This is a genomic window from Rathayibacter sp. PhB152, from assembly GCF_003751395.1.
In the GTDB taxonomy this organism is placed as follows: domain Bacteria; phylum Actinomycetota; class Actinomycetes; order Actinomycetales; family Microbacteriaceae; genus Rathayibacter; species Rathayibacter festucae.
Window position 1 is genome coordinate 1 of record NZ_RJUT01000009.1, and the last position, 21,785, is coordinate 21,785.

Here is a 21,785-nt window from a genome sequence, read left to right on the forward strand (position 1 = left end):
ATCATGCTGCTCGGGCACTGGATCGAGATGCGCTCTCTCGCGCAGACGTCCTCGGCGCTGGACTCTCTCGCGGCGCTGCTGCCGGATGAGGCGGAGCGGGTGCGCGAGGGTGAGGTGGAGAAGGTGTCTCCCGCGGACCTGGTGCAGGGGGATGTCGTGGTCGTGCGTCCCGGCGGCCGGGTGCCGGCGGACGGCCGGGTGCTGGAGGGCACCGCGGACGTGGATGAGTCGATGATCACCGGGGAGTCCCGCCCGGTCAGTCGCGGCCCGGGATCGATGGTCGTGGCCGGCACGGTCGCCACGGACACGGCGTTGCGGGTGGAGGTGACGGCCGTCGGAGACGACACCGCTCTCGCCGGCATCCAGCGCCTGGTCACGGAGGCGCAGAACTCGTCCTCCCGGGCGCAGCGCATCGCTGATGTTGCCGCCGGGTGGTTGTTCTGGTTCGCGTTGGGCGCGGGAGTGATCACCGCGATCGTGTGGTCGCTGCTGGGCAGTCCCGACGAGGCGGTGATCCGCACCATCACGGTTCTGGTCATCGCGTGCCCGCACGCGCTGGGACTCGCGATCCCGCTGGTGGTGTCCATCGCGACCGAGCGGGCCGCGAAGGGCGGCGTCCTCGTCAAGGACCGTCTCGCGTTGGAGAGCATGCGCACGGTGACCACGGTCCTGTTCGACAAGACGGGCACCCTGACCAAGGGCGAGCCGACGCTCGCCGCCGTGCACACTGTCGACGGGGTGAACGAGGAGCAGCTGCTCGCGGTCGCTGCGGCGGTCGAGGCGGACAGTGAGCACCCTCTCGCTCGGGCGATCGTGGCAGCCGCGAACAGCCGCGGCGTGCGGGTGCCGGCAGCGACCGGTTTCCAGGCGTCGACCGCTGTCGGCGTCACGGCGCAGGTCGAGGGGCGTGCGGTGAGCGTGGGCGGTCCGTCGATGCTGCGCGCGCACGACGCTGCCGCGCTCGAGCAGACGCGCGCGTGGGAGGCGGAGGGGATGATCATCCTCCACGTCCTCGCCGGCGGTCGGGTCATCGGGGCTCTCGGGCTCGCGGATGAGGTGCGGGAGGAGTCCCGGCAGGCTGTCGACGCGCTGCACGCGATCGGCGTGCAGGTGGTCATGATCACCGGCGACGCGGAAGCGGTCGCCCGCACCGTGGGCGAGGAGCTCGGCATCGACCGGGTGTTCGCCGGCGTGAAGCCGGAGGACAAGGCCGCGAAGGTCATCGAGTTGCAGCGCGAGGGCCGACGGGTCGCGATGGTCGGTGACGGCGTCAACGACGCTCCCGCTCTCGCGCAGGCCGACGTGGGAATCGCGATCGGCGCAGGCACCGATGTCGCGATCGCATCCGCCGGGGTGATCCTGGCCTCCGATGACCCCCGGTCGGTGCTGTCCGTGATCGAGCTGTCCCGGGCCAGCTACCGGAAGATGAAGCAGAACCTGTGGTGGGCGGCCGGCTACAACCTCCTCTCCGTCCCCCTGGCCGCGGGAGTGCTCGCGCCGATCGGGTTCGTGCTGCCGATGTCGGTCGGGGCTCTGCTGATGTCCGCGTCCACGGTCGTCGTCGCCGTGAACGCGCAGCTGCTGCGCCGCCTGGACCTGTCCCCGCAGGCCAGCACCCGCGCCGCGCGCGAACGCGACACCAGCCCAGTCCGTCACGAGGAGGGCCGCAGTACCGTCCAGGTGCGCCCGTAGTCGCCGGAGGCGACCACTCCGCGCTCGTCGGCGGCAAGGACCCACTGTTCTTCGCCGTCGACGAGCGCGAACGCCTCCGGCTGCCCCTCGAGGGTTCCGTGGCTCTGCCAGGAGCCCTCGAGAGTTCCCGTCCACAACGTCCCGTCGACGTCGACACCGACCAGCTTCCCGCCGGCACTGCTGTCCACGAGGAACAGGGCGGGCGTGCCGGACACAGGCCGGAACGTGACCGCGGCGTCCTCGCTGACCTGTAGGCCCGTCTCGGTCGTCGCGAACACCCGGTCGGGCCGCTCGGGATCGGCGGTCAGATCGCGTAGCGGCATCTCTGCGGCCTGGGTCCAAGCGGCGCCGGAGTCGTCGCTGCGGAGGATCACGCCGCGGCTCGCGTCGTACCCGTAGACGCGGGTCGCCGTATCGGTGAGAGCGACGGTTGCGAGGTCGTGGAAATCCGTCTCCCCGCTCAGCGACAACGGTTCCCAGGTCGCGGCCGCGTCGGTGCTGCGGATCAGGCCCAGGTTGGGTCCCGGCGCGGAGCTGTCGGCGGGGTCGGGATGCCCAGAGGCGTAGAACGCTCCCTCCGGGGTGATCGTGAACCCTATCGTGTCCTGCGCCCGACCGGCGATCGGCCCTGCGCCCGCCCCTTCATCCGCAGGTGGGGTGGGGCTGGTGGGGTAGGTGTCCGGGAGGGTGTCGGTGGGGATCACCCACACTCCCGAGTGCGCAGCGGCGTACGTGAGCCCGGTCACCGGGTCCCAGCCCAGCCCGTGCACGTGCTCCAACCCTGTCGGCGCGGCCACGAGCGCTCCCGTCTCCTCGCGGTCTGACCAAGCGCAGCCGGTCAGCAGCGCTACCGTCACGGCGGCGCCGACGATGACGGCAAGACGGCGCGGGCGGTGTCCGGGATGCTCAGCCAAGGCCGACCCCCAGATCACTCATGAAGCCTTCCGGGTCCACCGGGCTGCCGTCCACGCGCGTTTCGAAGTGCAGGTGACAGCCGGAGGACGCGCCGGTCGAGCCCACGAGCGCGATCGGATCCCCGGCGGCGACCGTGTCGCCCACGTCCACGAGCAGGTCGCTGTTGTGCGCGTAGCCGGTCTGGATTCCGTCGCTGCTTGCCAGCAGGATCCAGTTGCCGTAGCTGCCGGCATAGCCGGCTTCCTCGACCGTGCCGCCGGTCGCCGCGACCACGGGAGTTCCGCAGGGGGCGGCGAGGTCGGTGCCCTTGTGGAACGTGCTCACACCCGAGACCGGAGCATCCGGGCGCGGACCGAACGTGCTCGAGATGCGCCCCGCGACCGGCACCCTCCATGCAGCAAATGCGACGTCACTGTCCTCGGTGGAGGCGGCAGATTCCACCGAGGCGTCGTTTACGAGTTCTGTGGCGACGGCGGCGGTCACCAGTACTTCGGGTTTGGCTTCCGCGCCGAACGCGTCGCGGGTGACGGTGCGCTGCACCGCGCCGGCCGCGACGAACGTCTGCGGCTGCACCTCGCTCGCGGCCAGGGTCGCGGTCGTGATCGGGGTGCCTTCGACGGCGAACGCGGGCATGGAGGAGGTCACCGCGATCATCGTGACGAGAGTCATCGCGGACACCCCGGCCAAGCGCGGCCGCCTCGTGGCGGTGCCCGGCGGGATCGCTCGCGGCCGGGCCGCGACGCGGGCCGCCCGCTGCAACGCGTGAGCGTCGGCCCGCAAGGGGGCCGTGTACGTGACCCGGCGTCCGAGCGTCAGCGCAGCCTGCCGCGGGGAGGCCTCACGGGTGCGGGTGCGGTGCACGTCGCGGCGGCGCGGGTCCGTTGTCGGCGTCGACGCGGCGCTCACCGGATAGCTCCCGAACGAATCGGACGCGGGTGAAGAGGAAGGTGGTGCATAGGGGGACGTTTCTGGTTCGAGCGCCCTCGGAGGGCGCGAAGAAGTAGGGGGTGGGGATCGCCAGGTACGGCGACCCCCACCGGAACGCGGCGGTATCGCGCGCGCCCGAGCACGGCGCAGCAGAGCTGCGCCTGCCCAGGAGGGGGAAGAGGCGTCAGGAGGACGGGTCAGCGGGAAGCGAGGAGGTCCTGCATCGTCGCGATCTCCTCGGTCTGCGTCTGCACGATCATCTCCGCCATCTCGATCGCGTCCGCGTTCTGGCCCTCATCGACCTCGGTCTGCGCCATCTCGACGGCGCCCTCGTGGTGCATCATCATCTGCTCGAGGAACAGCTTCTCCGCCTCAGCGCCAGTCGCGCCCTCCAGCGCAGACATGTCCTCGTCGGACATCATCCCGTCCATGCTGTGATCCATGCCCGACATCGACTCCTCAGCCCCCCACACGGTGAGCCACTCCTCGAGCTGAGCGATCTCCGGGCCCTGCGCTTCCTTGATCTGCGTCGCCAGGTCGGTGACCTCGGTGCTGATGCCGTCCTTCGCGAGGATCATGTCGGCCATCTCCACCGCCTGCTCGTGGTGGGGCTTCATCATCTGCGCGAACGTCACATCCTGATCGTTGAAGTCCTCCGCCGACGCAGCGGACGACGAAGACGGTGCGGCAGACGCGGAGGAGCTGCTGTCGCTCATCCCCTCCATGCCGCTCGTCCCAGAGGAGCTGTCCGAGCAGGCGGAGAGAGTGATCGCGGTCGCCAGAGCGAGAGTCGAGGCGAGAAGAGTGCGCTTGGTGTTCATGAGTGTCGTATCCATTCAGTCGGTGCCAGAGAGTCGCCGGAACCGCACCCTGCGGGCACGGTGATGAGGTCGCAGCGGACGCTGCGACGACAGGGCGAATCAGGTGCGACTGATCGACAACACCGTCAACGACGGCAAGTACACGTGGAACCTCGCGCGCGGCACCAGCCGCGCCAGACGAGGACCAGCGTCGAGTACGCGCGCGAACATCGCGGGCACCCGGGCCAGGAGGATCAGGGACGCGAGGACGAAGACGATGACACACGTCGCCGCCATCAGAGCGCACCCCATCAGGCAGCTGTCATCACACGGCACCATCGGTACGACCGCGCCGTGACCAGCGCCAGCCGCGAGAGCCATCCCACCGGACGGGTCGGCCACCGGGTCCACATGATCAGACTGCGTATGCGCATGCCCTGCGGACACAGACGCGTCGGCATGGCTGCCCATCATGGAGTGCATCGCGAACACGCCCAGCAGCAGAGACACCAACGTCAGCACCACGACCACCGCACGCGTCAGCGGCGTGGACAGCGAAGAAACGACCCTGCCGCTCAACATCCACACCTCCGAACCCGCACGTCACTCGTTCGAGGGCATCAGAAGGGACACCCGCGCATACCCCCCTAGAGTATGCAGAGAGCAGCCGGAGCGGCTGAAAACCCTCTCCGTACCCGTCCGCCCCGCGCAGCAGCGGACAAGCTACACCAGCACCCGGGGGACGAGGACACCGTGACCGAGCAGACGAGCGAGCAGGCCGACATCACCGGCGCCCACGGCTACATCTCCGACAAGGACCAGTACCTCCGCCGCCTTCGCCGCATCGAGGGACAGGCTCGCGGCCTGCAGAACATGGTTGAAGACGAGCAGTACTGCATCAAGATCCTCACCCAGATCTCCGCGATGACCAGCGCCCTCGAATCCGTCGCACTCGGCCTCCTGAACGACCACCTGAACCACTGCGTCCTCGAGGCCGCCACAGCCGGCGGCGACGAAGCGAAGATCAAACTGCAAGAAGCCTCCGACGCCATCGCGAGACTCGTCCGCTCCTGACGTTCAAGTGCCAACCCGCCCTAAACGACGCCGGCGGGTCCTCGACGCAGCGGGATACCGGCGCCGTGGCTAAGCCTTCCCGCTAGTCCTTCGACGGCTTCACTGCAGTTCGATCCGCTGCGGTCCGGGGGATGAGGCGAACGAACACGACCGCAGCAGCGCCGCAGCCTGGCGCAGGCGTGCCGAGGTGAGCGATGACATCGGCTTTCGGGGCAGCGGTTCGGTTCGTAGGGTCGGACTCATGGAACCGTCTCGACAGCTGCCCGCCATCGGCGCCCCGGCCTCCCGCGCGCTCGAGGAAGCGGGCGTGCACGATGCGGACGACCTGCGGCGGGTGGGCCTGGACCACCTCGCGACCCTCCATGGAGTAGGACCTAAGGCTCTCCGACTTCTCCAGCACACCCTCGACGCCGACGCGCGCAAGCGGTGACAGCCGATCGATCGGGTGCTCTCCATGCACCCCGAGCATGTGTGTTCCCGCGACATGCTCGCGACTTTGAGCTGTCCGGAGCGGCCCGTCCGGGCTGTTCTGCCGCCAGTGGTGGCGGGGGTCGCTGACATGATGACCGGGTGCTGATCGCGTACCTGGACGAGTCCTACACACAGGACTTCTACTTCATCGGCGCTGCCGTGACGACGCAGGAGAAGTGGGAGCAGCTCGAGCACGGCTACGCCGCTCTCCGGGAGCAGATCGCCGCGGATCACGGGGTGCCGGCGGATGTCGAGTTCCACGGGCACGAGCTGATGGGCGGCGCCGGCGAGTGGGCTCCTCTCCGGGGGAAGCATCGTGAGGCGGCGGGCATCTACGCGGCCGCGCTGCGCATCGCGCAGGAGGCCGAGGTCCGCTACCTGTTCCGTGGCGTGGACGTGAAGCGCCTGAACGCCCGATACCGATACCCGGAGCAGCCGCACAAGATCGTGCTGCAGCACCTGCTCGAGCGGGTGAACGAGTACCGCCGTGACGTCTTCTCCTTCGATACCGAGGAGGTAATCGTCGTAGCCGACGAGATCGCGACGCAGGAGGAACACCGGCGGCAGTTCGAGAGCTACCGGTCACTGGGCACGCCGGGCTACCTGACGAGCCGCCTTGACCTGATTTCCTCCCCGATCCAGTTCGCGTCCTCGAGGAACGCCGCCGGGGTACAGGCGGCCGACCTCGCGATCTACCTGCACCGGCGTCGGCAGACGGTGACGGAGACGCACCCAAAGTCCGCGGCGACGATGGCGCGCCTGGGCGCTCTGATCGACGCGTCGACGTCGCACGACTGGATCTGGACGCCTTAAAAACGAAGACCCCGCTAGGCGGGGTCTTCGGCTGGCAACGTTCCGGGAACCGGCCCGTTGTGACGATCACGATACACGCGGATCCTGGGCGAGTCACGGCGTCACGGGCGCCTTCGCTCGATGAGGATTGTGTCGCGCCAGCGGCCGGCCTCCGGCCCGTACGTCATCTGCGCGATGCGCTCCCGGATGCCCACGCGCCGGAATCCCGCGCGGTCGTGGAGGGCGAGACTGGCGGTGTTCTCGGGGAAGATGCTCGACTGGATCGTCCACAGGTCCGCGTCGTTCGCTGCGGCGATGAGCGCGGCTAGCAGCGTCGAACCGACGCCGCGGCCGCGTGCAGCGGCGGCGATGTAGACGGAGTGCTCGACCACGCCCCGGTAGACGGGGCGGGTCGAGACCTTCGACAACGCGGCCCAGCCGAGGATCTGTTCTCCGTCGACGGCGACCAGGCGCCCGACGTCGAGCTTTCCCGCGTCGAACGCCTCCCGCGTGGGCGGTTCGGCCTCGAAGGTGGCGTGCCCGGTCGCGATGCCCTCGCGGTAGATCGTCTCGACCGCCGCCCAGTCCTCGGGGGTCATCGGCCGGATCGCGGTCATGAGCAGCAGCTTCCTCCGGCGGATCCGATGTCGGTGGAGCAGACGCCGGTTTCGGGGAGCACGAGCTGCACCCGCCGGGCAGCGGCGTGATCGCCCGCGAGCTCGTCCGCGATCGAGCGGACCTGCTCGTAGCCGGTGACGAGCAGGAAGGTCGGCGCCCTGCCGTACGACTTCATCCCCGCGATGAAGAAGTTCGGCTCCGGGTGGGCGAGTTCCGCGACGCCGTGCGGGTCGACGGTGCCGCAGGAGTGCAAATTCGGGTCGATGAGCGAGGCGAGGGCGCGGGGCGCTTCCACAATCTCGTCCAACGAGACACGGATCTCGCGCAGCATGTCGAGGTCGGGGCGGAAGCCGGTGGCCTGAACCACGACGTCGACTTCCACACTCTCGCGCTCCTTCCGCCGCCGCCCCATCACCGTTACGCCCCCGGAGGGGGTCTTCTCGAGGCGGTCGATTTCGAAGCGGTCCAGGAGAGTGATCGCGCCGTCGCGGACGAGCTGGTGCACGGTGCCGCCGAGCTTGCCGCGCTCCTCGAGCTCATCGTCGCCCGAGGCGAAAACGCGCAGCGGGCTGGTGCCGCGAATCGCCCACGTGATCCTCGTCTCCGCTTCCTCGCGAGCGAGACGGGCGAGCTTGATCAGGGTGTTCGCGGCGGAGTGGCCGGCGCCGACGACGAGGACGCTCTTCCCGGCGAACTGGGCACGGTCGGCGCCGAGCACGTCCGGCAGCGCGTGACTGAGGTGCTCAGCGACATCAAGGGCACCGATTGGGTCCAGACCCGCGGAGGCGAGGGCGTTGGGCGTGGAGTACGTACCGGAGGTGTCGATGACAGCGCGGGCGGTGACGTCGACGGCGCCTTCGGGGGTGTCCATTCGCAGCAGGAACGGAGTGCCGGCGCGGCCGGTGGAGCGGGTGCGGTCCATGCCCTCACGGGACACAGCGGTCACGCGGGAGCGGTAGCGGATGACCGGGGCGAGCTGCGGAGTCGCAGCGAGAGGTGCGAGGTAGTCGCGGACGAACTCGTGCCCGGTGGGCAGTTTCTTCGCCGCGGGCGCCTCCCAGCCGGCGGCGTCGAGCAGGCGCCCGGCAGCCGCGTCGACCAGGTACTCCCACGGCGAGAACAGGCGGGTGTGGCCCCACTGCTGCACCGCGGCTCCGGCGCTCTCGCCAGCCTCGTAGACGATGACGTCGAGCCCGCGCTCGAGCAGCTGCGCGGCAGCGGCGAGACCAACGGGCCCGGCGCCGATGACGGCGACGGGCAGGCCGGTGAGGCGGCGCTCGTCGGTGCGGGGCGGGACGGTCAGCAGCATCGTCATCAGGTGCACTCCTCAACATCGACGGTCATCGATGGATTGAGTCTGCCCCGCTATATCGACGGCTGTCAATGTGTGGGAGGGTGGAGGCATGGCGACGACCGAGCTAACTCTCACCGCGGCGGCGGCCGCGTGCTGCGCGCCGCTCGCGCGCGAGCCGCTGAGCGCCGAGGGCGCGGAGCTGCTGGCGCGGGCGTTGAAGGCGATGGCGGATCCGGCGAGGCTCCGCCTGGTGTCGATCGTGGCGTCGAGCAGTTCGGGCGAGGTGTGCGTGTGCGACTTCACGGAGCCGGTTGGGCTGAGTCAGCCGACGGTGTCGCACCACTTGAAGATCCTCGTGGACGCAGGGATCCTGGCCCGCGAGAAGCGCGGCACGTGGGCGTACTTCTCCCTCGTCCCCGGCGCGCTCGACTCACTCGCGGGGATGCTCACCCGCGTCTGATCAGGCGGCCGTGACCCTCGCCGCGAGAGCGTCGACGCGCGCGGCGAGCTCGTCATAGGCCGCATCGAACGCGGCATCCGTGCCGGCAGGTACCGGGTCGGGGATCGACCAGTGCAGCGCGTCCGAGTCGAGTTCCTCGTGCGCGGCGTCGCAGACGGTGATCACGAGGTCTGTGTCGGCGGCGACGTCCGCGAGCTGCTGCGGGGCTCCTTCGGGTAGCGGGAGGCCGTGGCGTTCGGCGGTCGCAATCGCTCCGGCGGCCACCGCGGCGGCCGGGTGGGTGCCGGCGGAGGCGACGGGGATGGGGCTGCGCTGCGCCCAGAGCTGCGCGGCGAGCTGGGAGCGGGCGGAGTTCGCGGTGCACACGAACAGCACTCGCCGCGCTGCGGCGGTGGTCGAGGGCCCGAGCTGGTCGAACGCCCCGGGGATCAGATGGACGTAGCTGCGGCGCCGGTCCGCCTCCGAGCGGCGACGGAGGATCATGCCTTCGCGCTCGAGGACGGCGAGGTGGTGCGCGACGAGGTTCGAGGGCATCCCAAGACGGTCCTGCAGCTCCCGCGGCGCGAGGTCTCCGAGGGTGAGCAGGTCGGTGATCCGCAGGCGCGCGGGGTCGCTGAGGGCGGCGTGCCGGGCGGCGCGCGCTTCGAGTTCGGTTCGCTCGGTGTTCATTGACTCAATCTTGACTGAGTGATCGTGAGCGGTCAAGATGGCCGACGACATGGACACCACTTCCCCTCCTCCGCTCGCTCGTCGGGCCGCGGCCGAGTTCCTCGGCACCGGTCTGCTCGTGGCGATCGTCGTCGGCTCCGGCATCGCCGCTCAGACGCTCTCCCCGGACGACGTCGGTCTGCAACTGCTGGAGAGCTCCCTCGCGACCGCGCTGGGGCTGGCGGTGCTGATCCTCACTCTCGGCCCGGTGTCGGGGGCGCACTTCAATCCGCTCGTCTCCGCCGTGGACGCGGTCCTCGGTCGTCGCGACCGCACCGGCCTGCTGGGGCGGGAGCTGGCGGTGTTCGTGGGCGCGCAGCTGCTCGGAGGCATCGGCGGCGCGGTCCTCGCGAATGCGATGTTCGAAATCCCGTCCTCGATCGCGACGACGGAGCGGGTCACTGCCGGGCACCTGCTCGGGGAGGTCGTCGCCACCGCGGGCCTGGTCCTCGTGATCCTCTCCCTCGCCCGTACGCACCGCGGCCCGCTCGCGGCGGCCGCGGTCGGCGCGTACATCGGTGCCGCGTACTGGTTCACGTCCTCGACCTCGTTCGCGAATCCCGCCGTGACTCTCGGCCGCGTCTTCACCGACACCTTCGCCGGCATCGCCCCCGCCTCCGTCCTGCCGTTCGTCGCTGCGCAGCTCGTCGGCGCCGCGATCGGCGTCGGCATCGCCGTGTTCCTCTTCCCGGGCGCCGCCCGGGCCGCCGGGGACCTTGTGGTCCCGGCCACCTCGACCTCTTCACACGTCTGATTCGAAAGGCCCATCTGATGCATCTCGTCGCTATCGGCGGCAGCGACGCGGGGATCTCCGCCGCGCTGCGCGCCCGCGAGCTCGACCCGTCCGTCGACGTGACCGTCGTCGTCGCCGACTCCTACCCGAACTTCTCCATCTGCGGGATCCCGTACTACTTCTCCCGCGAGGTGCAGCCCTGGCAGTCGCTTGCGCACCGCAGCCACGCCGATCTCGAAGCCACCGGCATGACCCTGCGCCTGGACACCTTCGCGACGGACATCGACGTCGCCGGGCAGCAGCTCACCGTCCGCACCCCCGACGGCACGCTCGACCGGATCGGGTACGACGAGCTGATCGTCGGCACCGGCGCCCTCGCCTCCTCCGCCGGCATCGCCGGAGTGGACGCACTGGGGCCGGAGGACGGCGTGCACGTGCTGCACTCGATGGGCGACACCTTCGCGCTCGAGCGGTTCCTCGACAGTCGAGACCCGCAGACCGCGATCATCGTCGGCGCCGGCTACGTCGGCCTCGAGATGGCCGAAGCCCTCGCCGTCCGCGGCCTGCACGTCACCCAGCTCCAGCGCGGCCCCGAAGTGCTCTCCACCCTCGACCCCGAACTCGGCGCCCTCGTCCACACCGAACTGACCGAGCGCGGCGTCGAGGTGCTCACCCGCACCACCGTCGCCTCGATCGAGAAGACCGCCACCGGCCTCGCCGTGCACGCCGACCACGACGGCACACCTCTCACCCGCACCGCTGACGTCGTCCTCCTCGTCGTCGGCGTGAAGCCGAACACCGACCTGCTCGCCCGCGCCGGAGCGTCTCTCGGCGCCGGCCGCGCGGTCGTCGTCGACGAGGCGATGCGCACGGGCCTGCCGCACGTGTTCGCGGCAGGCGACGGAGTGACCACGCACCACCGTCTGCTCGGCAGCACCTACCTGCCGCTGGGCACCACGGCCCACAAGCAGGGACGGGTGGCCGGCGAGAACGCTCTCGGCGGCGATGCCCGGTTCGCCGGCTCGGTCGGCACGCAGGTCGTGAAGGTCTTCGACCTCGTCGCCTCCCGCACCGGCCTTCGCGAGCACGAGGCCCTCGCCGCGGGCTTCGCGCCGGCGACGACGAGCGCGGTCGCGGACGACCACAAGCGCTACTACCCGGGCGCGCAGCCCATCACGATCCGCATCACCGGCGACACCCGCGACGGACGTCTGCTCGGCGCGCAGCTCGTCGGACGCCTCGGCACCGAGACCGCCAAGCGCGTCGACACGTACGCGACCGCCCTGTTCGCCGGGCTCACCGTCGAGCAGGTCTCCGACCTCGACCTCTCCTACACACCCCCGCTCGGCTCCCCCTGGGACGCCGTGCAGATCGCCACCCAGACCTGGACCCGCACCACCACCGGAAGCAGCATCCCCGCATGACCGAGAAGCCCACCGTCCTCTTCCTCTGCCAGCACAACGCCGGCCGCTCCCAACTCGGCGCAGGCCTGCTCGAAGTCCTCGCCGGCGACCGCTACACCGCCACCTCCGCCGGTCTCTCCCCCGCCGAGACGGTGAACCCCGCGATCGCTGCGACCGTCGCCGAGCTCGGCCTCGACATCAGGAACCACATCCCCCGCGCCGTCACCGTCGAGGACCTCGAGAACGCGGACATCGTCATCACCATGAAGCCCGGCCTCACCCTCCCCGCAACGCCGACCGGCCGATTCCTGGAGTGGAAGTTCCCCGACCCGACCGACTGGAGCACCGAGAACGTCCGCCCCCTCCGCGAGGCCGTCGCCGCCCGGATCCAGACCGAACTCCTCACCTAGACGCGTCAGGCGGCCGCAAGGGCGATGGTGGGTCTGCTCCTCGATGGCGACTCTGGACCGTGCTGCAGAAGCGGGGTGACGGGATCGTTCGGCCGGGGCGGGGTGGGGTTGAAGGTCGTCTGGTCACGGAAGATCGCCCAGATGACGTTCATACGGCGCCGGGCGAGAGCGATCAGAGCCTGCTTGTGCGACTTCCCCTCCTGGCGTTTCCGATCGTAGAACGAGCGCGAGACCGGGCAGTTCCTCGACGCGATGAACGCCGCCTGGAAGCAGGCGTTCAACAGCCGCCGGTCATAGCGACGTGGCCGGTGATGGTTGCCGGAGATCTTCCCGGAGTCCCGCGGCACGGGAGCGAGACCCGCGAAGCTGGCCAACCGGTCGGGCGTCTCGAACGCGGCGAGGTCAGTACCTGTCGCGGCAAGGAAGTCCGCAGCGAGCCGGCGCCCGAACCCCGGAATCGACACCAGAAGATCCGCGGACTTGCTGTCTTGCAGAACGGCTTCGATCTCCGCATCGAGCTCGGCGACCTCGTCCCGTATGCGGAGCAGATCACGCGCGGAGCGGCTCACCAGCCGTGCCGCGGCCCCCTCCCCCACGACGACTGACGTCTGCTCGCGAGCAGCGTCGACCGCTTTCTTCGCGACCGCCGCGGACTTCCAGCAGCCCTGCCCCTTCAACCACGACGCCAGCCGGCTCTCCCCCATCCGCCGGATCGCGGACGGCGTCGCGTATCGGGTGAGTAGCACGAGAGGTCCCCTGGTCGTCGCGTAGTTGAACGCTCCCTCAAGCGACGGGAAGTAGTGGACGAGGATGGCGCGGAGCCGGTTCACGGCGCGGGTGCGATCGTGCACCAGGTCCTCCCGTCGCGCCGAGAGCAGGCGCAGCTCCGCGGTGACCTCGTCGGGCTGGCGCATCAGCGTCACGTCTCGCCGGGTCCGCGCCTGGTCGGCGATGATGACCGCGTCCTTCGCGTCCGTCTTCGCCTCGCCCCGGTAGGCGCCCGAGGCGTGATGCACGACGCGGCCCGAGATGTAGAACAGCGGCTGTTCATGGGAGCTGAGGAGCGACTGCAGCAGTCCGGTCCCGCCGTGGTTGAGGTCCGTCGCCCAGGCGACGTCGGTGCCGCCCGGCAGGGACGCGACATCTCCCATCAGGGTCAGGATCGCCGCTTCTCGGTTCTTGAACCGTTGCGAGAGCAGCTTGGTTCCGTTGCCGTCGATGACGACGCAGTGGTGTTCGGTCTTGCCGGCGTCGATACCGGCCCAGAGTTGGGGCACGCAGGGTCCTTCCGTTGAGGGGTGCGGTGCGCCGTGAACGACCGTGCCGGCATGTCCTTACGGGGCGATCTGGTCGCGTTTCTCAATGAGCGGTCCTGCCGTTGCGGGGTCCCGGGCGGCTAATCACGGCGTGCCATCAGGCGGCTGAAGGCGGTCAGCCATACCCGGGACCCCTGGCGCGTTCCGGAGCCTACAACTGCCCCGAATCCACGGAAATAACGGTAAGGAAGGCGGTTCTCCGCCTTAGCAACCGGAGGGTGTAGTGCAACCCGCAGGGCGGCGGTGGAGAGAGTTTCGGCGCGATGTGAGGGAGCAAAGCTCCCGCGTGCCGAAAGTCTCGGAGGAGCCGGTGGCGCAGCCACTTGAACGGAGCCCGCAGGTAGCTACGACCGCAGCGAAGCGGAGGGAGCCGCCGAAGGCTTCATGGCAAAAAGGGTGTGAGCCCGTAGGGCGACCGACGGCGGCCGGCGCAACCGGGCGACCTTCTGGTGGCGCTCCGTCGCCGCAGCACGAGCTCAGCTCGCGCCTCCCGGAACGGGATTCCCGGGGAGCGTGAGGGGCCCGCCCCTCACGGGCCGGCCCGCAGGCCGGCCCTCGCTCGATCAGCTCGCGGCGGCTGTCTCGGTGGCGGCAGCTCGGGCTGCCTCGACCTCGGCGGCGGTGTGGTGTCCCTGCACGTCGGCGTAGGCGACTTTGTAGGGGCGGGTTCCGTCGTTCCAGTCGAGCGCGACGGTCACGCTCTTGGGGTTCACGCGGGTAACGACGTGCCAGCCGAAGCGGTGCTTGATCATGTCGCCCTTGGCGATCGTGTCGCGGCTGTGGATCGTGACCTGTCCGGCGGCGGCCTGGGCCTCGCGGACGTCCGACCAGTAGTCGCGCTGGTCCTCGAGCTGCGCCCGCTGGGTGAGCAGCCGCTCCCGGTAAGCGCCGGTCGCGGGGGCGGTCGTCTCGACGTAGCCGCCGCCGAAGTTGTGCGAGCTGCCCTCGATCTTCCGCGTGTAGCCGCGAATATCTGTGTCGAGCCGGTCGATCCGGCGGGCGACCATCGCGGGCGCGTAGCGGGATTCGGTGGTGTGGGCGGCGACGTCGGCGCGGGCGCGGGCGCGGGTGGCTTCGCGGTCGGCCTCGACGCTGCGGCCCATCGCGTTGTGGGCCTTCTCGATCGCGTTACGGTGCCGCGTTTCGGAGTGGTGGCCGATCTTGATCGGCTCGCCACCCTCCGGGAGCCGGTCGAACGCGCGGCGCGCGGCCGCGTCGGCGGTGTCGGCGTCCGCGCTGAGGCGGTCGGCCTTCGCGTCGAGCGCGTCGACGCGGGCGGCCTGGCGCTCGATGGTCGCCGCCTCCGCCTCGATGGTCGGGCGGAACGTCTCTTCGGCTTCGATGGTGACCTCGTGTCCGGCGTCGCGCAGGGCGGTCGCGGCGCGGTTGATGGTCCACCACTTCGGCAGGCGGTCGCGGGACTGCGGGACGTACCAGGCGGCGATGGAGCGGCCCCAGCGCCAGCCGGATGCCTTCAGGATCTCGGCGGTGCCGTCACCGCGGCTGGTGCCTTCGATGATCGTTCCGGCTTCGGGGGTGTGGGTGATGGTGAGCATGTCGGTTCTCCTTATCGGTTCGGGGGGTCAGTCGTTGTCGCGGTAGTCGGCGGGCGTCTCGCTGCGGTCGTGCAGCGCGTACGCGGCCGGGAACAGGTCGAGCGCTCGCGCGACGTCGACCGGAACGACGACGTAGGCGCCGGAGGCCATGTAGCCGACGCGATCCGCAGGCAGCGCCTCCACGGGCTCGAAGTGCTGCAAAGTCACCCCGGCAACCCCCGCGCGGCCCTCGCGGGTGATGAGGTGCACGGCGGGGGTCTGCTCGGTCACCGGGTCGCGGCCGCCGGCGCCGACGATGACCACCTGACGGGCGGTCCGGCTGATGCCCTCCGCCCCTGGTCCGTGGTACTCGCTCTTGATGACCTCGGTACGGGTGCCGCGCTGCTGGCTCATGGTGTGTCTCCCTCTGGCTGATCGTTTTTCTTTGCCTCTCCGGCGGGAAAGACCGTTTGAGCGGAGGCGGCGGAGTGACGCCGATCACGAGCGATGTGAGGGAGCGCAGCGACCGCGTTCGGGATCGGTGGCACGCAGCCGATGGAGCGAAATAGGTTGAAACCGCGGAGAGGTGAAGAAAACGCGCCAGAACGGGCCGCGCAGCGGCCTCCGTCCCCCGGCTTCGCCGGTGCCGCATCTAGCGGCCCCGAAACGGGTAGAGGAAGAGCGCGAGCTGCTGACGTACGCCGCCGGCGTTGGGTCTAGCGGCTTCGGTCGCCTCGGTCCGGCACCTGCGCCGGCGTCGTGGGGAAGCTGCGGGTGACGGTCGCTCGTGCTTGCGCGAGGGCCGTGTCGATCAGGGGTTCTCCGAACGCGGTGCGCGACTTGTCGACGTCGAGAGTGCGCGGCTGCCCTTCGGCGGGGGTGCTGTAGCGCCGGTAGCGCATGACCGTCGAGCCGGTGTGGGCCAGCTGCTCGGCGGCGACCTCGGGGAGGGAACGTCCGTCCGGGCCGGCGTAGACGCCGCGGGCGTACTCGCTGGGCACCCATCGGCCGCCGAGCTCGTCGGCGCCGTCGAGGGCGCGTTCGTAGGACTGCTGCCAGCGGCCGGCGATCCGCGACTCCGACAGCTCGAACGGGACCTCCACGTCGATGACCTCGACGCTGTAGCCGACAGACCCGAGTCGCTGCCCCAGCTCGACGGCCTTCTCGGGCGAGGAGAGCACGGTGTCGATGACGACGTTCAGCCCGTCCCGCACCGCTTCGTTGCGGACGCGGATCGCGAGCTGGGAGGACTCCTCGTGCACGAGGGAGGCCAGCTCGAGCGGGAAGAACCGCTCCCCCGCAGCCTCGGCGGCGCGGACCTCGGGCGGCATGATCGCGCGGTCGTAGCTGCCGTCCTTGATCGCCTCGGTGAGCAGGGCGCGCTTGAACTCGTCCGCGTCGACGGTGATCCATGCAACGCGGTCGGCGCCGAGGACGTCCGCGAGGACGGTCGACTTCCCGGCCCCGGGCGGGCCGGCGAGGACGATCGCCTTCCGCTCTGCACGGACGTCGGGGAACTCGTCGCGGTAGGAGGCGACCAGGCGGTCGTGCAGCTGCCGGCGCGCAGCGCGCGGCCGGTCCACGCCGTCAGGGCCGCGGACAAACCAGTCTCGGTTGTTGACCGTCGCCCGCTCGCTGGCAGGGCTCAGCGGGCCGCCCGCCCGAGCCCACTCGCGCACCGTCTCGCGGTGCGCGGCGATCGCTGACGAGTCCTCGCCCGTCACCGACCTTGCTCGCTGTAGCGGGTCAGGATCTCGTCGTACATCTCCGCGTCGATCAGGTGCTCGCTGAAGGCGCGCTCGACGTCCTCGAACTCCCCCGCGTCCGCGGTCGTCCAGTCGAAGCCGTCGCTGGGCGATCCGGGCCGGTAGGACCAGCGGCCGAGCTCGTCGATGGTCTGCTCGCGTGTCAGCTCGCCGGCGTCGTAACGCTGGGCGATTTCGTATGTGGTGGCGCCGGAGAAGCCGGGGCGCACGTCCGGCACTGCGGCCGCGGACTTCAAGGCACTGTTCACGGAGGGCTGAGAGATGCCGATCAGACGCGCAAGCTGCCTCTGCGTGGTGTCCTGCGCGGCCCGGCGCAGCTCCCGCAGGTACGACACTCTCGTCACGACCTGACGGCTGCGTAGCCGGCGAACGGTGTCCCCATCGGGCCTCTGAGCGATCGCCATGGCAACCACCTCCTATAGATCATTCTATCGAAGGACCGTCACGGTCAGTGAAAATACCCGAGCGGAGGGCGTGCTCAAGGATGGTGGCCGTGGACGCCTCCCCCAAGTCTGTTAGTTACAGACCAACAGACTTTCGAATCTCGGCCTCCGACCCGCCCGCGATCTGATCGCTTCTCTCGAGAAGAAGATCGATCGCTACTCGGATGAGGGTGTTCTCCGTGATTCGCTCGGTCCCGGCGGGCCTGGTTCGCGTGAGTCGACGCGCGTGCGCAGTCAGCGCGGTGTACTGATCGTCTCGGATCTTCGCTTCTTTCCTGGCGAAGGACCGGTAGCCGGCTCCCTCAGCCGGGTCCTGTCGAGTTGCAGAGGCGTCGTCTTCCACCCCCGGCGACTTCGACGGTTGAAGAGGCTTCACCACCTCTGGGGATGCTTCGGGGGGAGTGAGAGACAGATCCGCCTGAGGCGGCGTGGACAGCATTGCGCTGAGGTCCTGGCGGGCCATTAGGAGCTCCTCGTGGTCGAGTGCGCCCAGATGGAGGTGAGCTCCAGGGCGACTGCGTTGTAGTCGTAGATCGCATTGGCGGTTTGCCTGGTGTCGGGGTACTGCGTCACAACGTCCCCGGTGAGCGGCGAATCGCTGATCGATTTGTACTGTCGGATGTGCTGCTTGAAGCGAGGGAGCTTGAGGCTTACATCCACGAGATTGACCCAGTCTTCGAGGAGGTTCGGTACACGCATGTCCACCTTGCCGAGCAGGACTCGGTACGGAACATCTCGCGGCTCGATGAGCTTGCTGATCGTGTTGCGCGTCGGATCGACAGCAAGCGCTTCTGGAACCATCGGCACGATCGCGAAGTCGGAGACATCAAGAACGGCACCGAGGATCGCCGTATCAGTCAGGTTTCCTGGTGTATCTACGAAGACCACGTCGTACGGCAGCTCCCGCAGGCGTGTGAGCGTGTTGGGGTCGGTGTTCTCCGCGAAGTCGAAGGGCAGCCGCTCCCCCGCCCGAGCCGCCCACATGGTGGTCGACTGTTGCGGGTCGACGTCGACCACGAGCACTCGCGCGTTCTTGGCGGCGACGGCCGCAAGGTTCATCAGACTCGTCGTCTTCCCGACCCCGCCCTTCTGATTTGCCAGGGACACGATGCGCATGGATGCTCCTCTCACTTCCGTAGTTACAAACTACCAAAGTTCGGCTACAGATCCCCAACTTTGGAAGTCTGTAACTTACGGAGTACGTGGTACCGCTACCCTCAACGACCCGAGTTGCACCTGGTCGCCCTCCGAGCAGCGCTGTGCCATCGACGGCGGAACTTACCCGCTGCCGCTACCGGCAACTTCGGCCGTCAGCGAAGCCTGTAACATACAGAACTACAAAGTCTGTAACTCTGTAGACGGCCCTCTTTCGCCTCTTTGACGCACTGGCTCCCGTCTTACGACGTGACTTACAGAGTTCGTGATTCTGAAACTTACAGACGACGGCGTGGCGACGCGGAAGCAAAGTTACAGACGTTGTAGTTCTGGATCTTCCGAAGTTTGGAACTCGCACCGCAACGTGGTTCACGTTTACGTACGCCTGCAGCTGCGGTCAGTGCGCGAACGCCGTCGCCAGTTCGCCCCAGTGGGTCTTGGAGCGTCGGGAGAACGAGCCGCGCTTCATCGTCCAGACGGGTCCCTTGCAGATCCCGACGAGTCCGAGGCCGACAGCGGAGCGGCCGTGGCGCTTGGTCACGGCATCGATGGTCGTGCCGAGGCCCTTGGTGTCGAAGGCGGTGTCGAAGACGTCGAGGAAGGCGTGGGAGTTCTTGGGGGAGAGGTTGGTGAGGATGACGCTTGCGCTGTTCAGAGCGCACGGTGGAGGTGGTGTAGGCAGACGGTGACGACGCCCCAAATCTGGAGGTCGCTGAGCTCGGGGACGAGGATCGGCGGGTACTCGGAGTTCTCGGCGCGCAGGATCACGCCGCCGGGGGAGAGCTCGAGGCATTTGACGGTGAGTTCGCCGTCGAGGATCGCGACGACGACGTTGCCGTGCTTGGGGAGAGGGAGCGATCGACCACCAGTTCGTCGCCGTCGCTGATGCCGGCGCCGGTCATGCTCTCCCCGGAGACGCGGACGATGAACGTCGACGTCCTGTCCCGGATCAGGTGGTCGTTGAGGTCGAGGGAGCCGTCGAAGTAGTCCTGCGCGGGGGAGGGGAACCCAGCAGCTACCGCCTCGCCGGCGACGCGGAAATCGATCGCCACGGCGTCCAGCACCGGAGTCGAGATCCGCTCCACAATCGTCACAGTCATCTCGATACCTCCTGGCCAGTTCGAACATACGTTCGATGAAGGTCGAGTGTAAGTCGGAGGGTCCGAAAGCGCTCCTGAGCACCAATGGTTCGGCCGCTGGGTGGAGCCGTCTCAGGCGCGTCGAGCTCGTCGGGGATCCGTGTCGACGTCGAGGGTCAGCATCGGAGGCTAGGCAGCGGTGGAGGACCACCAGAGTGAGCCGGGGGCGAGCATGCCGGTGCGTCCCCAGTGCAGCGCCTCGCGGTGATCGCCGCGGCCGGCGGCGTCGCGGGGGTAAAGCGGCCAGACGCGCTCACCGAGTGTGGTGTCCTCGAACAGGGGTCGGCTCGTGACGTGTCGGCGTCGAGGGCGTTGGCTGGGGGAGGAGGAGCGGTGGGTCAGCTCGGCTTGCCACCAGGCCCAGACTTCGCGCTCGACGTCGTAGCGGTGGGCTCGATCTGCGAGCGCTCCGTGAACGCCGAGGGTGCGAGCTGCGGCGGTGCGCAGGTCGCGCTTGGCGCGGGTCCACCCGGTCGTGTGCTTGATGATCAGCCGGTGTGTGCGCAGGCGGGAGAGGGCGGTGGCGGCGGTACGGCTGGTGACTCCGAGCAGCGTGGCGGCGGCGTCGAGGGCGAGGGTCCCTTCGCGGCGCAGCAGCGCGTAGGCCTTTCCTGCCAGGTGTCCCAGGCCGGCGCGGGTGAAGAGGTCGTGCCGGGTGTCGGTGAGGTCCGCTTCGAGCATGGTGAGGAGCATGGTTCGTTCGGTGAAGATCGGCCCGGGGGGGCGGGGGTTATTAGTGGTTGTGACCGGACCTTGCAGTGAGCCTGTGGAAAGGTGCTCGGACAGTCGCCATTCGCTGGCGTTCGAGCCGTCCGCGCGGACGGCGAGCTGCACGTAGCCGTCCTCGCGCAGCGTCCGCAGGGCGCTGGCCGCGGTCGTTCGGCCCAGGCCCGCGAGGAGGGCGAGGTCACGGATAGACGCGGCCACGGTGCGCTTGCCGGTGTGCAGGGTCAGGTAGGCCAGAGCGGTGAGGATCGTCTTCTCCGACGTCGCCCGCTCGGTCCGGCCCCACCGGCCCGGGCTCACCCGGAACCGCTCGAGGAGGGCGCTGACGGCGCCGACGAGACTCTCCAGCTCCACCAGGTCGCCCGGCTCGCGCTCGGACGGGAGAACGGCGTGCAGCGCCGCGTACTGGAGCGCCTTCTGCCACTGCCGCGTCAGGCGCTCCGCCGCTTCGTCGCGCGAGCGCAGACGGCGGTGGCCGCGGCCGGTGTTCTTGGTCCGGAAGTGCTCCATCCCGGGAGCGGTCCGAGCGGCGTGCTCGACGTCGGTCAGGGACCAGCCGGCGTGCGCCGCGGAGAGCAGACACATGAACGCCGTCCACGACGGGTTCGCACCGCCGCCCGCGGCCGCCATGTGTCCGGCGCCGGCAGCGCTGAGCTGGCGGTGTGCCCGATGCGTGGTGGTCGGGGCGGCCGGGGGAGCAGCGTCGATGGCGCGTGGCGGGCGGGAGGCTTGCAGCGCAGCGGTCACGGCCTCGATGGCGGCCGCGGTGACGGTCGCATCCAGCAGCTCCTCTGCGCGACCGCGCAGAACGCTCGAGAAGCTGCCGTCGCGGTGCGGGGACAGGGGAGGTCGAGCGGCGCCGGTGCGGGGGTTGCAGAGCATCCCGTGATCCAGCGTGCGGAAGTTCGCGCGAGCGGCGATCGCCAGCCGAGCCACCAACTCGGCCGGAGCACCCTCGGCGAGTGCGATCCACAGGTGCCGGCCGCCAGACCCGGAGGACTGGCACACGAGATGAGCGACCTGGTGCGCGTCCAGAACGGCGGAGAGAGCGTCACAGTCGTCCGCAGCCTGCTCCATGAGGTCCGCGTCGACGCCGTGGGAGTCCTTGCCGTCGAAGTCGAAGCAGAGCAGCCGGAACGCTCCGGCGTCGTCCGCAAGATAGACGGCCCAGGGAGTGCTCGGGGCGACTGGAGAGATCAGGAACGCCGTGGGATACGCGTTCTCGTCCAAGCGCCCGTAGGCATCGCCGCGCATCGTCCGGACAGTGCCGCGCGGGCTCAGCCGACGCGTCAGGGACCATGCGTCGCCGCCGAGCGTCGACGAGCTGCTACGGCGCGCCGAAAGATCCATCATTGAATCTCTCAGCCCGTCGTGTAATCTTTCGGGCATAGAGAAGCCTCCCGTGAGG

General features: G+C 69.4%; 25 protein-coding genes and 1 pseudogene. 9 read left to right on the top strand and 17 right to left on the bottom strand.

Annotated elements, in window-relative coordinates:
• Positions 1–1,692, top strand: a 1,692-nt coding sequence (locus tag EDF36_RS18390; RefSeq protein WP_123734117.1) for a heavy metal translocating P-type ATPase, incomplete at its 5' end; no start/stop codon positions are given.
• On the opposite strand, the gene EDF36_RS18395 is transcribed toward EDF36_RS18390, so the two are convergent.
• Entirely contained in the window at positions 1,653–2,624 is a 972-nt protein-coding gene (locus tag EDF36_RS18395) for a F510_1955 family glycosylhydrolase (protein ID WP_123734118.1), read from the bottom strand. The genes EDF36_RS18390 and EDF36_RS18395 overlap by 40 nt on opposite strands.
• Positions 2,599–3,252, bottom strand: a complete 654-nt coding sequence (locus tag EDF36_RS18400) for a M23 family metallopeptidase (protein ID WP_221181694.1) — start codon at positions 3,250–3,252, stop codon at positions 2,599–2,601. Before EDF36_RS18400 ends, EDF36_RS18395 begins: the two co-directional genes overlap by 26 nt.
• Between EDF36_RS18400 and EDF36_RS21910 the strand changes: the two genes are divergently transcribed.
• On the top strand, positions 3,239–3,373 hold the full coding sequence (locus EDF36_RS21910) for a hypothetical protein (protein ID WP_260300792.1): 135 nt from the start codon (positions 3,239–3,241) through the stop codon (positions 3,371–3,373). The two genes, EDF36_RS18400 and EDF36_RS21910, sit on opposite strands and share 14 nt — an antisense overlap.
• Positions 3,374–3,731: 358 nt before the next feature.
• Here the strand turns inward: EDF36_RS21910 and EDF36_RS18405 are convergent, their stop codons facing one another.
• Positions 3,732–4,259 (bottom strand): DUF305 domain-containing protein, encoded by a 528-nt coding sequence (locus EDF36_RS18405; protein WP_311316384.1) that lies wholly within the window; start codon positions 4,257–4,259, stop codon positions 3,732–3,734.
• 195 nt (positions 4,260–4,454) lie between these two features.
• The gene (locus tag EDF36_RS18410) at positions 4,455–4,916 is read right to left on the bottom strand and encodes a hypothetical protein (RefSeq protein WP_123734121.1); all 462 of its coding nucleotides are present in this window, start codon (positions 4,914–4,916) and stop codon (positions 4,455–4,457) included.
• A gap of 171 nt (positions 4,917–5,087) precedes the next feature.
• Here EDF36_RS18410 and EDF36_RS18415 point away from each other — a divergent pair, with 171 nt between their 5' ends.
• From EDF36_RS18415 to EDF36_RS18425, 3 genes are all read left to right on the top strand, one after another.
• Complete coding sequence (locus tag EDF36_RS18415) at positions 5,088–5,408, top strand: metal-sensitive transcriptional regulator (RefSeq protein ID WP_311316385.1); 321 nt, start codon at positions 5,088–5,090, stop codon at positions 5,406–5,408.
• A 241-nt stretch (positions 5,409–5,649) separates the two neighbouring features.
• Positions 5,650–5,838, top strand: coding sequence for a DNA-binding protein (locus tag EDF36_RS18420; protein ID WP_123734123.1), 189 nt, complete (start codon positions 5,650–5,652; stop codon positions 5,836–5,838).
• A gap of 140 nt (positions 5,839–5,978) precedes the next feature.
• Entirely contained in the window at positions 5,979–6,692 is a 714-nt protein-coding gene (locus EDF36_RS18425; protein WP_185020547.1) for a DUF3800 domain-containing protein, read from the top strand.
• A gap of 101 nt (positions 6,693–6,793) precedes the next feature.
• On the opposite strand, the gene EDF36_RS18430 is transcribed toward EDF36_RS18425, so the two are convergent.
• Together EDF36_RS18430 and EDF36_RS18435 are read right to left on the bottom strand one after the other, a co-directional pair.
• On the bottom strand, positions 6,794–7,288 hold the full coding sequence (locus EDF36_RS18430) for a GNAT family N-acetyltransferase (RefSeq protein WP_123734124.1): 495 nt from the start codon (positions 7,286–7,288) through the stop codon (positions 6,794–6,796).
• Entirely contained in the window at positions 7,285–8,604 is a 1,320-nt protein-coding gene (locus EDF36_RS18435; protein WP_123734125.1) for an FAD-dependent oxidoreductase, read from the bottom strand. Before EDF36_RS18435 ends, EDF36_RS18430 begins: the two co-directional genes overlap by 4 nt.
• A gap of 88 nt (positions 8,605–8,692) precedes the next feature.
• Here EDF36_RS18435 and EDF36_RS18440 point away from each other — a divergent pair, with 88 nt between their 5' ends.
• The gene (locus EDF36_RS18440; protein ID WP_055794488.1) at positions 8,693–9,043 is read left to right on the top strand and encodes a helix-turn-helix transcriptional regulator; all 351 of its coding nucleotides are present in this window, start codon (positions 8,693–8,695) and stop codon (positions 9,041–9,043) included.
• On the opposite strand, the gene EDF36_RS18445 is transcribed toward EDF36_RS18440, so the two are convergent.
• Complete coding sequence (locus tag EDF36_RS18445) at positions 9,044–9,712, bottom strand: helix-turn-helix domain-containing protein (protein ID WP_123734126.1); 669 nt, start codon at positions 9,710–9,712, stop codon at positions 9,044–9,046. It lies immediately after the preceding gene.
• A 49-nt stretch (positions 9,713–9,761) separates the two neighbouring features.
• Between EDF36_RS18445 and EDF36_RS18450 the strand changes: the two genes are divergently transcribed.
• From EDF36_RS18450 to EDF36_RS18460, 3 genes are read left to right on the top strand one after another with little or no spacing between them, the layout of a single operon-like run.
• On the top strand, positions 9,762–10,505 hold the full coding sequence (locus EDF36_RS18450) for an MIP/aquaporin family protein (protein ID WP_185020548.1): 744 nt from the start codon (positions 9,762–9,764) through the stop codon (positions 10,503–10,505).
• A gap of 17 nt (positions 10,506–10,522) precedes the next feature.
• Positions 10,523–11,908, top strand: a complete 1,386-nt coding sequence (locus EDF36_RS18455; RefSeq protein WP_123734128.1) for an FAD-dependent oxidoreductase — start codon at positions 10,523–10,525, stop codon at positions 11,906–11,908.
• Complete coding sequence (locus EDF36_RS18460; RefSeq protein WP_055794495.1) at positions 11,905–12,297, top strand: low molecular weight phosphatase family protein; 393 nt, start codon at positions 11,905–11,907, stop codon at positions 12,295–12,297. The genes EDF36_RS18455 and EDF36_RS18460 overlap by 4 nt, the downstream gene beginning before the upstream one ends.
• 5 nt (positions 12,298–12,302) lie before the next feature.
• Here EDF36_RS18460 and EDF36_RS18465 read toward each other — a convergent pair whose 3' ends face one another.
• From EDF36_RS18465 to EDF36_RS18510, 10 genes and pseudogenes are all read right to left on the bottom strand, one after another.
• Entirely contained in the window at positions 12,303–13,574 is a 1,272-nt protein-coding gene (locus EDF36_RS18465) for an IS110 family transposase (protein ID WP_260300793.1), read from the bottom strand.
• Between the two features lie 602 nt (positions 13,575–14,176).
• Positions 14,177–15,169 (bottom strand): DUF3560 domain-containing protein, encoded by a 993-nt coding sequence (locus tag EDF36_RS18470; RefSeq protein ID WP_123734129.1) that lies wholly within the window; start codon positions 15,167–15,169, stop codon positions 14,177–14,179.
• A gap of 27 nt (positions 15,170–15,196) precedes the next feature.
• Positions 15,197–15,562 (bottom strand): hypothetical protein, encoded by a 366-nt coding sequence (locus EDF36_RS18475; protein WP_123734130.1) that lies wholly within the window; start codon positions 15,560–15,562, stop codon positions 15,197–15,199.
• A gap of 302 nt (positions 15,563–15,864) precedes the next feature.
• Positions 15,865–16,872 (bottom strand): zeta toxin family protein, encoded by a 1,008-nt coding sequence (locus tag EDF36_RS18480; protein ID WP_123734131.1) that lies wholly within the window; start codon positions 16,870–16,872, stop codon positions 15,865–15,867.
• The gene (locus tag EDF36_RS18485) at positions 16,869–17,318 is read right to left on the bottom strand and encodes a helix-turn-helix domain-containing protein (protein ID WP_123734132.1); all 450 of its coding nucleotides are present in this window, start codon (positions 17,316–17,318) and stop codon (positions 16,869–16,871) included. The genes EDF36_RS18480 and EDF36_RS18485 overlap by 4 nt, the downstream gene beginning before the upstream one ends.
• A 115-nt stretch (positions 17,319–17,433) precedes the next feature.
• On the bottom strand, positions 17,434–17,820 hold the full coding sequence (locus EDF36_RS21645; RefSeq protein ID WP_221181695.1) for a hypothetical protein: 387 nt from the start codon (positions 17,818–17,820) through the stop codon (positions 17,434–17,436).
• A complete protein-coding gene (locus tag EDF36_RS18495; protein WP_056045660.1) occupies positions 17,820–18,473 on the bottom strand; it encodes a ParA family protein in 654 nt (217 codons plus the stop codon). The genes EDF36_RS21645 and EDF36_RS18495 overlap by 1 nt, the downstream gene beginning before the upstream one ends.
• Before the next feature lie 436 nt (positions 18,474–18,909).
• Positions 18,910–19,212, bottom strand: coding sequence for a DUF4113 domain-containing protein (locus EDF36_RS21915; RefSeq protein ID WP_123734133.1), 303 nt, complete (start codon positions 19,210–19,212; stop codon positions 18,910–18,912).
• A pseudogene (locus EDF36_RS18505) lies at positions 19,164–19,612 on the bottom strand (LexA family protein). The gene EDF36_RS21915 and the pseudogene EDF36_RS18505 overlap by 49 nt, the downstream one beginning before the upstream one ends.
• A gap of 168 nt (positions 19,613–19,780) precedes the next feature.
• The gene (locus EDF36_RS18510) at positions 19,781–21,631 is read right to left on the bottom strand and encodes a hypothetical protein (protein WP_148060094.1); all 1,851 of its coding nucleotides are present in this window, start codon (positions 21,629–21,631) and stop codon (positions 19,781–19,783) included.
• Between the last annotated feature and the right edge of the window lie 154 nt (positions 21,632–21,785).

Excerpts from the sequence above, each read along its gene's own strand:
- EDF36_RS21910 (WP_260300792.1), top strand. The coding sequence starts at position 3,239 with ATGGAGGAGGTCACCGCGATCATCGTGACGAGAGTCATCGCGGACACC.
- EDF36_RS18405 (WP_311316384.1), bottom strand. The coding sequence starts at position 4,259 with ATGGAGGGGATGAGCGACAGCAGCTCCTCCGCGTCTGCCGCACCGTCT.
- EDF36_RS18410 (WP_123734121.1), bottom strand. The coding sequence starts at position 4,916 with ATGTTGAGCGGCAGGGTCGTTTCTTCGCTGTCCACGCCGCTGACGCGT.
- EDF36_RS18420 (WP_123734123.1), top strand. The coding sequence starts at position 5,650 with ATGGAACCGTCTCGACAGCTGCCCGCCATCGGCGCCCCGGCCTCCCGC.
- EDF36_RS18430 (WP_123734124.1), bottom strand. The coding sequence starts at position 7,288 with ATGACCGCGATCCGGCCGATGACCCCCGAGGACTGGGCGGCGGTCGAG.
- EDF36_RS18435 (WP_123734125.1), bottom strand. The coding sequence starts at position 8,604 with ATGACGATGCTGCTGACCGTCCCGCCCCGCACCGACGAGCGCCGCCTC.
- EDF36_RS18440 (WP_055794488.1), top strand. The coding sequence starts at position 8,693 with ATGGCGACGACCGAGCTAACTCTCACCGCGGCGGCGGCCGCGTGCTGC.
- EDF36_RS18445 (WP_123734126.1), bottom strand. The coding sequence starts at position 9,712 with ATGAACACCGAGCGAACCGAACTCGAAGCGCGCGCCGCCCGGCACGCC.
- EDF36_RS18450 (WP_185020548.1), top strand. The coding sequence starts at position 9,762 with ATGGACACCACTTCCCCTCCTCCGCTCGCTCGTCGGGCCGCGGCCGAG.
- EDF36_RS18455 (WP_123734128.1), top strand. The coding sequence starts at position 10,523 with ATGCATCTCGTCGCTATCGGCGGCAGCGACGCGGGGATCTCCGCCGCG.
- EDF36_RS18460 (WP_055794495.1), top strand. The coding sequence starts at position 11,905 with ATGACCGAGAAGCCCACCGTCCTCTTCCTCTGCCAGCACAACGCCGGC.
- EDF36_RS18470 (WP_123734129.1), bottom strand. The coding sequence starts at position 15,169 with ATGCTCACCATCACCCACACCCCCGAAGCCGGAACGATCATCGAAGGC.
- EDF36_RS18475 (WP_123734130.1), bottom strand. The coding sequence starts at position 15,562 with ATGAGCCAGCAGCGCGGCACCCGTACCGAGGTCATCAAGAGCGAGTAC.
- EDF36_RS18485 (WP_123734132.1), bottom strand. The coding sequence starts at position 17,318 with ATGGCGATCGCTCAGAGGCCCGATGGGGACACCGTTCGCCGGCTACGC.
- EDF36_RS21645 (WP_221181695.1), bottom strand. The coding sequence starts at position 17,820 with ATGGCCCGCCAGGACCTCAGCGCAATGCTGTCCACGCCGCCTCAGGCG.
- EDF36_RS18495 (WP_056045660.1), bottom strand. The coding sequence starts at position 18,473 with ATGCGCATCGTGTCCCTGGCAAATCAGAAGGGCGGGGTCGGGAAGACG.
- EDF36_RS18510 (WP_148060094.1), bottom strand. The coding sequence starts at position 21,631 with ATGCGCGGCGATGCCTACGGGCGCTTGGACGAGAACGCGTATCCCACG.